Origin of the sequence: Vagococcus bubulae (genome assembly GCF_003950315.1) — a bacterium.
Taxonomy (GTDB): Bacteria; Bacillota; Bacilli; order Lactobacillales; family Vagococcaceae; genus Vagococcus; species Vagococcus bubulae.
Window position 1 is genome coordinate 1 of record NZ_NGJT01000042.1, and the last position, 10,360, is coordinate 10,360.

Below are 10,360 nucleotides of genomic sequence, written 5' to 3' on the forward strand. Positions count from 1 at the left end.
AAAAAATAGAAAGTTTCTCGAATTGCGGTTGGCAGTCTTTTAAGAGGCTCTCTTTAGAGAGTATGTAGGTAATGAGCCCTTCTAGGGCTATTAAAAAGCCACCCGTTTTCACGGGTGGATATTTACTATGTGGTTCAAGAGTAAATGCCAAATTAAATGCCATTTATTAAAAATTAACATCTTTATGTCCTAAACGCTCTTGAACTTCTTTGATACTTGCTCCAGATTCAAAAAGCAAACTAGCATGAGTATGTCTAAAGCCATGTAAAGTAATTTTAGATAGGTCATACTTTTCGAGAATATTATATAACCAATCATTTGGAGCTTGAGGATAATATAATTCATTGAATTTGTTTGTAAAAAGAAATTGAGTATCTTTCGATGTATTATAGCCAAACTTAAAATACCATTCTTTTTGATTATATCGCCATTGTTCAATGACCTTAATAGTTTTAACATCAAGAGCGATAACTCTTTGAGAACTAATGGTTTTAGGCTCTTGAATGATTATTTGATTATGCTCGTCCATAGCAAGAGTTTTTCCAATAGTTAACTTTTGATTGAATATATCTATATCTTTCCACTGTAAGGCAAGAACTTCTGATTTTCTCATTTCTGTGAACGCTAAGATACGGAAAAAAGTTAAAATTTTATTAATAATTATCCGTCAATTAGGAAATAACAATTTTAAAGAATATATTCAAAATATCTTATTCTTAAATAAAAAATTGTGGTGCCAGTCTGTGATTTACGGGTGTCACTTTGTAACAATCTATAGCTGATTGTTTTTATCAATGGTTATATTATACCACCATGATTTATTAGAAATGCTGATTTAACAGTCTTTGACTAGAAATGTCATTTTGACACCAACCAAAATGAGCAGGTGTTAAATGTAAGTGTTTTTGTAACCAATTAGCCAAATAATGATATCGCATTAAAACCAATCGCACTGCGATTTATATCAATTTTGATATCAGTTTTGCCTTATGCTCTTACAGACAATTATGACGAAAACTTAGTTTTTATTACAAAAAAACAGAAATTAAGTAAAAAGAAGGAGAAAAAACATATGCGATTTAACTTTAGATATCCTCAAAACATGCCAGAGGATATGATTGAATATATTCAAGAAAAGAAAGAAACCATGTCATTATATGATATTTTTTTGGAACTATAGGAGTATAAAAAGGAACATGAAAAAATTAATCTTGTAGAAGAAATTTCGGATAGAGTATATCCTGATTTACGTGTGGCATAACTAAGAGCTGGAGCTGCTGAAAAGAATACCGAAATTATTTTAACGGTATTAAATACGATGAAGTATACTTTGAATATTCAGGATGAAATTTCCCTAACTGAAAAGATTTGTCCAGCTATTAAGTTAGGTTTGGATGATTATAAAGCTAAGATGGAAAATTTGCAAACGAGACGGCAAAATAGATTCAGTTCCCGTTTTGATAATAAATAAGAAAACTATGCTGAAAGGAATGAAGAAAATGACAGTTGGTAAAATGACGTCACAGGAAGAATTAAACGAATATATTGAGACTTTATCAGAAAGAGAAAAATGGTTTTATGCGATAAATGAAGATGAAATGTTTATTGACAGTACTAGTATTGGGAGACTAGGTATATATGGTCAATTAGCCTATGAAGTATGACAGGAGAAAGACCCCTATACTTTTAATCGATTGGGTTTTGAATCCGAACTTTAGCAGTGGTTAATTGAAAAAAATGAGTATTACTTAGAACTTGAAGTTTCACGAATCCAAGAACTCAGATTGGCTCATCCTGAATCCGAAAGTATCGACTTTCCGTTCAATGAAAAAGTCGCTCGTATAACAGAATTTAGAGAGATTGTGAGAGAACAATTGAAAAATGAATTAATAGAGTCAATTGATTTTGCACAACCAAGAATTAAAGAAGTGAAACCAGATCCATACGAAGGATTACCATTTTAAGAAAAAATAGAAATCATCAGTCCTTATGAATTAGGAAATCCAAATTTATAAGGATTTTTTGTTATTTTTGTTATAAATAACAGTCAATAACTATCAAAATAATGATATAATTAAAGCAATTAAGTGTTTTTAGGAGGAATTATGGAAACGAAAATTAATCAAGCCATTAAATCAGTATTACTGATGTTTGGTGATAAATATTTTATTGGTGAGATCATCAATAAGCAAAAAATGATTCAAGATTTAGATAATTATGACAAAGAATTAATGACAAAAATGTTGTCAAATGACGTTGTGAAAAGTAATTTTACAATGATAATCAATGATGCGATTATTTTTAATGTAAATAAATTAATAGAATTATTTGAAACGAATGACTATTGGCAAGATTCTTATACAACGTATTCAAAAAAAATTGGGTTAACAGCTAACGGGAAATTTATTGATGAAGCAACTGAAGTCGTGTTAGATTTCCCCTATAAAGATACGGTGTTAAAAGCGGGTATGACCAAAGAAGACCTAGCAAAAGATGATTTAAGACCTGATGAACCATTCCTTAATGAAGTGATTGCTAAAGAAGAAATTGATATTCTGTTAGATAAAAAGTTATTAGTAAATGCTAAGAAATATGATATTGAAGGTTACCGTGAAGTTTCTGAAATAACAGGAGATGATAACATACTAATAAAAGGGAATAATTTGTTAGCTCTACATAGTTTAAAAGAACGCTACGCAGGTAAAGTTAAATTAATCTATATAGACCCACCTTATAATACTGGGAATGATAGTTTCCAATATAATGATAGATTTAATCATTCAGCATGGCTAACATTTATGAAGAATCGTTTAGAAATAGCACGTGACCTTTTAACAGAGGATGGAAGTATTTGGATAAATATTGATGATGATGAAAGCCATTATTTAAAAGTTTTGTGTGATGCTATTTTTGAAAGAGAAAATTTTCTTGCAAATATTATTTGGCAAAAGAAATATACCATTGCTAATGACGCAAAATATTTTTCTGATAGTCATGATCATATTCTAGTGTATTCGATGAGGAAAGAGATATTTAAACTAAATGGCTTACCTAGAAGTGAAGAAATGAATGCAAGATATAAAAATCCTGATAATGATTTCAGGGGGCCTTGGATGACGCAACCTCTTCACGCTAAGAGTGGAAAAAATAGCGACTTTTCGTATACTTTTAAAAATGGAGTTACTTGGGAACCACCGAGAGGAACATTTCCAAGATACTCTTTTGACTCTTTGAAAGAATATGATAACAATAATATGATTTGGTTTGGTAAAGATGGTAAATCAGTCCCTAGATTAAAAAAATATCTTTCTGATATGGGAAATGTTACGCCTAATACTTTATGGTTACATACTGAAGCAGGGAATAATGATCAGGCTAATAAAGAAATAAAGAGATTGATTGAAGATTTTAATTTTTCAACACCCAAACCAGAAAAACTGTTACAACGAATTCTTCATATTGGTTCAGATGAAGGTGACTTAGTATTGGATTTCTTCATAGGTTCTGCAACAACTCAAGCTGTAGCAATGAAAATGAATCGACGATTTATTGGGATTGAACAAATGGATTATATTAATACCGTTTCAGTTCCTCGACTTCAAAAAGTCATTGAAGGAGAACAAGGTGGTATTTCTAAAGAAGTTGATTGGCAAGGTGGTGGTTCATTCGTATATGCGGAATTAATGGAAAAGAACACAGGTTTCTTAAAAGAAATTATTGCAGCCGATACCATGCAAGAATTACAAGCTATCTTTGAGCGAATGAGTCAATCACCTGATATTGATTTTAGAGTTGATTTAGAAGAGGTTAGGGCGACAGTATGGGAACGTTCACTTGAAGACCAAAAGAGAACGCTAATTAAAATACTGGATAAAAATCAGTTGTATTTCAACTACTCAGAAATAGATGATGCACACGTTCGAGAATTAGTGTCTGATTCAGATTATGCCTTTAATCAGAGCTTTTACAAGGAAGTGAATCAAGATGGCTAAGAAGACGAAAGAAACGTTTAAGCCGTTGTCACTGCCTTTATATGATGAACTTGTTCAACTCGATCATAGTTTACTAAATGAAGCGTTAGGATGGACCACACCAACTTATTTAGCTGAAAATATGGTTCATACGTTCCGTGATTATCAGGAGTCTGCTTTACGTTATTTCCACTACACCATGACGAATAAAGTTTTCGAGTACCGCAGAATTAACCATGCATTGTTTAACATGGCAACGGGTTCAGGGAAAACAGATTTGATGGCTGGTTTAATTTTATATTTATATCAAGAACATAGTTATCAAAACTTTCTGTTTATTGTAAATACTAACAGTGTCTTAAATAAAACGATTGATAACTTAACGAATAAGCAATCGAATAAGTATTTATATCAACCAGTGATTGAAATAGATGGGGAACGTTTGTCGATTGTAAAAGTTGATGAGTTTCCTAAAAATCAAAGTAAAAACACGATTTATATTAAATTAGCCAGTGTACAATCCGTTGCGAGTGATATTTTTACGCAAAGTGAGAACTCAATGGGAGCACAAGATTACGCTAGAAATAAAGTGACTATTTTAGGAGACGAAGCGCATCACTATTCAGCTTCTACTAAGTCTGAAAAAGAAATGGAACAATCGTGGGAAAAAGCGATTAATACCATATTAAATGCCAATGAAGACAATAAGTTGTTAGAATTTACGGCGACTATTGATTTAGAAAACAAAAAAGTCTATGAGAAATATAAAGATAAGGTGTTATATCGCTATGGTTTAGATCGTTTTATTCAAGATAGATACTCTAAGAATGTTAAACGAATTCAGTCAAGCAACACAGATGAAGAAAACATGTTGAATGTCGTGTTATTAAGTGAGTTTAGACGTCGCTATGCCTTTGAATTATATGGTACTTATATTAAACCAGTAATTATGTTTAAATCGCAAAAAATTGATGCGTCAAATGAAGCAAACAACCTGTTTAATCAACTGATTGACAAGCTAACACCAGACTATATTTTAGCGTTTCTTGAAAGACAAGCGAAAGTGATGTCTGAAGATCAAAGTGAGACGTTAGGCTTTGCCTACAATTACTTCTTAAAAAATAAAGAAGACTTACCTCAAATTGTCAAAGAAATGAAGCGTGAGTTCTCACCAAGTCGCATTATTAACGCAAACGATAGTGATCGTGGGGCAGGAATGCTTGAAAAAGGTCAATATGAAGCGTTAAACAGCTTAGAAAGTCCTAATAACTTATATCGTGTCGTTTTTGCGGTAGCGAAGTTAACAGAAGGTTGGGATGTTTTAAATCTGTATGATATTGTCAGAATAAGTAACTATAAAGATACTAAAGGGGATAAGAAAACAACCATGGCTGAAGCTCAGTTAATTGGACGTGGGGCAAGGTATAATCCGTTTGAATTAGATGGCGAAAAATCTTATCAAAGACGATTTGAAGATGATAGCAACCCAAGTTTGATTTTAGAAACGTTGCATTATCATACGATCAATGAACCGCAGTATTTGAAAAACTTAGTGGCTGCTTTAGATGAAATGAATTTACCAACTGGCGAAGATAAGAAAAATCCGTTATTAGATGTCAAAGTTAAACCCAAATTCAAGAATACTGATGTCTGGAAATACGGTAAATTGTATTATAACCAATCCATTGAGTTATCGGATGATTACTATGACGGTTTAACTAAATATTCACTAAATAACCAAGAAGATATTGTCATTAATTGGTTATCTTCAGCGAAAGAAGTAAGCTACAAAGCGGATATGGTGTATGAAGATTATACAGATATGCACCAAGTTCCTGTTGAAATTGATAGACGCTTTATAGAAAAAGCGATGAATCGCTTAACTTTTTTCCATTTTGACAACCTAAAAAAATATATGCCATTATTAAATTCAAGAGAAGAGTTTTTAGGGGAGAAATGGTTAAATATTACCAATCGTACAATATACGCAAACGTTCCAATGAAAATGACACGCCATGATTTAACAGCACAAGAAAAGTTTAGAATTGTTGAGTTATATTTAGCAGAAGTCGCTCAAAAAATTAAGAAGAACTTTAACAGTCATAGAGGGACGAATAAATTCATTGGCTATCCAGTGAAAGACTATGTGACTGATTATAAGAAACGTATTCCTAAGTATGACACGTCAAAATTGTTCATGGATAAAAATCCTCAAACAGTACAACGCTATGTAATTGATGAAGACTATTTTGTATATGAATCCGCGATTATTAACTTGACAGAAAAACAATTGATTGATCGTATTGGGGAACGGGTACAAGAATTAAAAGAGCATTATTCAGAAGTTTACTTGATACGTATGGATGAAAACATGCATAGAGAGTCAGCCAAAAGTGAAAACATGAAGCTACATGAATTCAATCCAAACGCTAAAGACGTTCACTTTGAAGGATTCCAACCAGACTTCATTCTATATCTTCAAAATGCCGACTTTGTCTTACAAGTCTTTATTGAACCAAAAGGCGGTAAAATAGAAGAACAACAATGGAAAGAAGATTTGTTGATGTATATTAACGAACATGAAGCAGAATTAGCTTTTGAAGATGAAATAGACGGCGTTAAAATTAAAGGACTTAAATTCTACACAATCAATGACGGTAGAAATACCATGAAACAACTCGCTCAAATTGCGATTGATGGGGAGTTTAGAGGATTGAGTATGTAAAGAAATTAATAGAGCTGGAATACCTTTGTTTTTTTGGGATAAACCAGCTTTATTTCCTTGTTCGTTCTTTTAATGTTCGTTAAAAACTGAAGATGATAGTTAACTTCATATTACAAATCTAATGAAGTTAGAAAAATACTAATTATAAAGGAGTTTTTTTATGAAAGGTTCACTATGGAATAGATGGGAGTTACATATGCACACTCCTCAAACTAAAAAAAACGATTGTTTTAAAGGTGGTAGCATTGATGAAAAATGGGAAAACTACTATAAGTGGATTGATGAATATATTGATGAAAATAATCCGGAAAAAAATATAAAAGCATTAGCAGTAACTGATTATTTATCAATAGATAATTTTTTGAAAGTTAAACAAGATAATAAATTACCAAAATCGATTGAACTAATCCTACCAAATGTGGAGTTGAGACTTGCTTTACAGGGGAAGAACAGTCCTGTTAATTTTCACTGTATTTTTAACCCTGATTTTGTAAATGAATTAGAGGATAGATTTTTTTCTAAATTAAAGTTTTACTATAATAATAGAGAATATTCAGCAACAAAAAGGGAATTAATTAAATTAGGTCAAGACAGTGGGAAAAATTCCAGCGATGAAGAAGTTCTGCTGAAAAAAGGAATTGAAATTTTTGTAATCGAATTGTCTTGTTTAAGAAAAATATTTGAAAATGATAAGGAACTTAGAGATAACACTATATTAATTGTTCCAAACAGTAATGGTGATGGAGCTTCTGGTCTTCAAGCAGACCAGCTTGAAGGGGTCAGGAATACATTATATAAGCTTGTTGATGCTATTTTTTCAAGTAATCCAAAAGATATTAATTTTTTCTTAGGCAAAAATCCTAATTTTGATAAGAGAAAAATAATCAAAGAATTTAGAACATTAAAACCATGCTTTCATGGATCAGATGCACATGAATTAGAAAAAATATTTGAACCTGATATGAAAAGGTATTGTTATATAAAGTCAGACACCTCATTTGAAGGTCTTAAACAAACTTTAGCAGATCCAGAGGATAGAGTGTACATTGGAGATAAACCACCTGTTTTAAAAAGAATAGAAAGTAATCCTGAAAAAATAATAAAGAAAATAAAAATATCTAAATCAAGTTCAGAAAATAGAACTAATGATTCTTGGTTTAGTAATTCAGAAATAGATTTAAATCCACAATTAACAGTAATAATAGGTAATAAAGGGTCAGGGAAAACAGCTTTGGCTGATATGATAGGCTTATGCGCAAATTCCAAACAGTATAGCGAGTTTTTATTTTTAAATAAATTTAAAAAAACAAACCAAGCAAAAGAAACATCTGTTTGTATAGAATATCAAAATGGTATTAGATCTAATAAAAAAAATTTAAATGAGGGGATTGAGGAAAAATCAGAGACCGTTAAGTATTTGCCACAATCATATTTTGAAAAATTAACTAATGAAATTGAAGAGGTAGAGAAATTTAGATTAGAAATAGAAAATGTTATATTTCAATATCTTCCAGAACAAGAAAAAGGAAATAGTCAATCATTTGCAGAATATCGTAGTAAGATAGGAAAAATAGAAAAAAGTAAGATATCTAATTTGAAAAATGAAATATCCAAAATTAATGAAAAGATTATTAAATTAGAGGATCAATCAAAAGCTGATAGAATAACTCGTTTAGAATTGGATTTGAAGGAATTAGAACAGACAATAAAAATTCATGAAGAAAAAAAACCTGAAGTAATTAATTATAAAAAAGAATTAAACAATAATATTAAATTAAAAAAATATGAAAGGCATCAAACTAAACTGATAAATGTCAAAAAATCAGTTGAACAAAGTTTAAAAAATTTAATAGAAAGAAAAAGAAATCTTGAGGAATTTTCTTTTGAATTAGAAAAAAGAATTGGCGAAATAAAAGCATATATAGAATCAAAAGAGAATCTACTAGATATGTTAAAAATAGATATTTGTTTTAAATGTTCTTATGACAGTAAATTATTAAGAGATACTATTGATGAATTAGATGAAAGAATAAACAGATATAATATGTTTATTAAAGAGGATTCTAAAGGAAACTTTTATAAAGGTAATTCATTAATTGGCAAACTAGAATTTTGTGAAATGAAAATTTTAGAATTGACTTCAAAAGAAAGCATTGAATTTCAAAAATTTAAAGATTCAGAAAAAGAGTATAGTGACTGGGAAACAAAATGGAAAGAGCTTTTGGGGGAACCAAATAATCCAAACGAAGGAAGTTTAAACTTCCTTAAAAATGAACTAGGTTACATAAATGGAGACTTAACAAAGGATTTGGAAGAGTTAGAAATTAAGAGACAAGAATTTTCGAAAGAAATTATGGAAATAAAAAGGGATATTTTGAAAAAATTTGATAAGACTACTATTTCATTACAAGAAATTTTGCAACAAAATCACGAAGAAAACATCAAGGTTATAAATGAGTTTGTTTTGAATAAAGACTTTTATAAGGCGTTTTTATCGAATATAAATCAAGGAAGAATTAGCTCATATAAAGGACTTAATGATGGTGAAATATTTCTAAAAACGCTAGTAAATGATTATATTGAAGAAGATAATCATTTTAGTAATATTGAAAAATTACTTAATAATTTAGTTGATAGTTTAAAATATATAAATAGAGGTGGGAAAAAAGAAGAGACAGACTTATCAAGTATTATATACAATAGGCAAAACTTGTATGATTATCTGTTTGGTTTAGATTTTATTTCAAATGAATTTGAACTCAGACTAAGGAATAAGAAACTTGATCAACTATCTCCTGGAGAAAGAGGAGCAGTATTACTAATTTTTTATTTGTTATTAGACCAAGATACGATTCCTTTATTAATTGATCAACCTGAAGATAATTTAGATAATCAAAGTGTTGCTAATATCTTAGTTCCATATATAAAGCAGGCAAAAAATAGAAGACAGGTCATAATGGTAACACATAATCCTAACTTGGCTGTTGTTTCGGATGCTGAGTTAATAATTTACGTGAATATTGATAAAGAAAAAAATAATAAAGTTAGTTATCTATCAGGAGGAATCGAGAATCCAAAAATTAATAAAAAAATCCAAGATATCTTGGAAGGAACCGCTGAAGCGTTTAGAATAAGAGATACTAAGTATTATATTTAATAGTTGAAGTTACATCGTGAAAGTAATAATTTGAATTCTGAAATAGCTCCTCAAAAACATAATGCCATACTAAATGCCATTGAGTTGATTTTAACTTAATATCATTGATTTAATGTTCAGGTATCATCCTTAATAAACGCTGATATTAAGCTATTTTGACCTTTTTTTAGTATTAAAAAATCTAATGGAAGGGTCAGTGAGCTAATAAATTTAAAGAGTACCAAAACATTGAATTAACAATGTTTTGGGCTCTTTTATTAATGACTTTAGTCAGTTGAGCACGAAATCGTGCGAAACAGAAAAACCACGCGTATTGCGCGTGGAAGAAATAGCTTTAGCGTTAAGAAACTCCTTTCGATATACTAAAAAGTGGCTACCAACCGCAATAAGAGTATCGAAAGGAGTTTCTTTATGTCTAATGACGATAAAAGTTTAGCACACACAAGGTGGAATTGTAAGTATCATTTAGTATTTACTCCAAAATACAGAAGGAAAGCAATTTATGGG

5 protein-coding genes and 2 pseudogenes are annotated in these 10,360 nt (G+C 30.3%); 6 read left to right on the forward strand and 1 reads right to left on the reverse strand.

Annotated features, from left to right (window positions below):
- Window positions 1-175: 175 nt before the first annotated feature.
- Window positions 176-652 (reverse strand): annotated as a pseudogene (locus tag CBF36_RS11890) (site-specific integrase); the annotation flags it as partial.
- An 847-nt stretch (window positions 653-1,499) separates the two neighbouring features.
- Here CBF36_RS11890 and CBF36_RS12335 point away from each other — a divergent pair.
- The 6 genes and pseudogenes from CBF36_RS12335 to CBF36_RS11915 all read left to right on the forward strand — a co-directional run.
- Window positions 1,500-1,664 (forward strand): hypothetical protein, encoded by a 165-nt coding sequence (locus CBF36_RS12335; RefSeq protein ID WP_165865475.1) that lies wholly within the window; start codon window positions 1,500-1,502, stop codon window positions 1,662-1,664.
- A gap of 120 nt (window positions 1,665-1,784) precedes the next feature.
- Window positions 1,785-1,964 carry a hypothetical protein gene (locus CBF36_RS11895; protein WP_125958593.1) on the forward strand — a complete coding sequence of 60 codons (180 nt, stop codon included), beginning with the start codon at window positions 1,785-1,787 and terminating at the stop codon, window positions 1,962-1,964.
- Between the two features lie 141 nt (window positions 1,965-2,105).
- Complete coding sequence (locus CBF36_RS11900; protein ID WP_125958594.1) at window positions 2,106-3,992, forward strand: site-specific DNA-methyltransferase; 1,887 nt, start codon at window positions 2,106-2,108, stop codon at window positions 3,990-3,992.
- The gene (locus CBF36_RS11905; RefSeq protein ID WP_125958595.1) at window positions 3,985-6,696 is read left to right on the forward strand and encodes a DEAD/DEAH box helicase family protein; all 2,712 of its coding nucleotides are present in this window, start codon (window positions 3,985-3,987) and stop codon (window positions 6,694-6,696) included. The genes CBF36_RS11900 and CBF36_RS11905 overlap by 8 nt, the downstream gene beginning before the upstream one ends.
- Before the next feature lie 160 nt (window positions 6,697-6,856).
- Window positions 6,857-9,853 carry a TrlF family AAA-like ATPase gene (locus CBF36_RS11910; protein WP_125958596.1) on the forward strand — a complete coding sequence of 999 codons (2,997 nt, stop codon included), beginning with the start codon at window positions 6,857-6,859 and terminating at the stop codon, window positions 9,851-9,853.
- A gap of 411 nt (window positions 9,854-10,264) precedes the next feature.
- Window positions 10,265-10,360, forward strand: a pseudogene (locus tag CBF36_RS11915) (IS200/IS605 family transposase); the annotation flags it as partial.

Bases quoted from the DNA above. Each gene is read 5' to 3' on its own strand.
- CBF36_RS12335 (WP_165865475.1), top strand. From the start codon at position 1,500: ATGACAGTTGGTAAAATGACGTCACAGGAAGAATTAAACGAATATATT.
- CBF36_RS11900 (WP_125958594.1), top strand. From the start codon at position 2,106: ATGGAAACGAAAATTAATCAAGCCATTAAATCAGTATTACTGATGTTT.
- CBF36_RS11905 (WP_125958595.1), top strand. From the start codon at position 3,985: ATGGCTAAGAAGACGAAAGAAACGTTTAAGCCGTTGTCACTGCCTTTA.
- CBF36_RS11910 (WP_125958596.1), top strand. From the start codon at position 6,857: ATGAAAGGTTCACTATGGAATAGATGGGAGTTACATATGCACACTCCT.